Source organism: Streptomyces sp. SID14478, from assembly GCF_010548525.1.
Lineage (GTDB): Bacteria > Actinomycetota > Actinomycetes > Streptomycetales > Streptomycetaceae > Streptomyces.
Genome location: NZ_JAAGMG010001007.1, coordinates 1 through 880, shown reverse-complemented (window position 1 = coordinate 880; position 880 = coordinate 1). Strand labels below are relative to the sequence as shown.

Sequence of the window (880 nt, the reverse complement as noted above, 5' to 3'; positions counted from 1 at the left end):
CGGGGCACGGCCGTCGCCGTCACGCTGCCGTTGCCGGTGCCCGCCGGGGGCCGCGCGTGATCCGGCTGCTGCTCGCCGACGACCACCCCGTCGTCCGCGCCGGGCTGCGGGCCGTCCTCGACGCGGAGCCCGACTTCGCGATCGTCGCGGAGGCCGCCACGGCCGAGCAGGCGGTGTCGCTGGCCGCCGCGGAATCCGTGGACGTGGTGCTGATGGACCTGCAGTTCGGCGCGGGGATGCACGGCGCCGAGGCGACGGCGCGGATCGCGGCCCTGACGGACGGGCCGCGCGTGCTGGTGCTGACGACGTACGACACGGACGCGGACATCCTGGCGGCGGTCGAGGCCGGTGCCTCCGGCTATCTGCTGAAGGACGCGCCTCCCGAGGAACTCGCCGCGGCGGTGCGGACCGCCGCCTCCGGGCGGTCCGCGCTCGCCCCGGCGATCGCGCTGCGCCTGATGGACCGGCTGCGGGCGCCCTCGGAGGCGTTGAGCCGGCGTGAGCTGGAGGTCCTGCAGCTGGTGCGGGACGGACTGTCGAATGCCGAGATCGCCCGTCAGCTGTTCCTGAGCCAGGCCACGGTGAAGTCCCATCTGGTGCACATCTACGCGAAGTTGGGCGTGGACTCGCGGACGTCGGCCGTCGCCGCGGCCACGTCGCGGGGCTTGATGCGAGCCCTGTAGGACCCGACGTCCTACAGGGCGCAGAAGTCACCCGGCGCCATCCGGCGCAGGGCGCGGAAATCCCGCCGCGCCGAGCGCAGCGGCACCGTGAGGACCGGGCACCGGGCGTGGCGTCGTACGTGCCGGTGCACGGGGCGGTGGTGCCAGCGCCGGGGGCGGACGCCGATGACGAGCAGGTCGTCGGGGCCCGCCGCCAG

General features: G+C 75.3%; 1 protein-coding gene and 1 pseudogene. One reads left to right on the top strand and one right to left on the bottom strand.

What is annotated here, in order from left to right; genetic code table 11:
* Positions 1 to 56 precede the first annotated feature (56 nt).
* Positions 57 to 683, top strand: coding sequence for a response regulator transcription factor (locus tag G3I40_RS32555; protein ID WP_164306213.1), 627 nt, complete (start codon positions 57 to 59; stop codon positions 681 to 683).
* An 11-nt stretch (positions 684 to 694) separates the two neighbouring features.
* On the opposite strand, the pseudogene G3I40_RS32550 reads toward G3I40_RS32555, so the two are convergent.
* A pseudogene (locus G3I40_RS32550) lies at positions 695 to 880 on the bottom strand (universal stress protein); the annotation flags it as partial.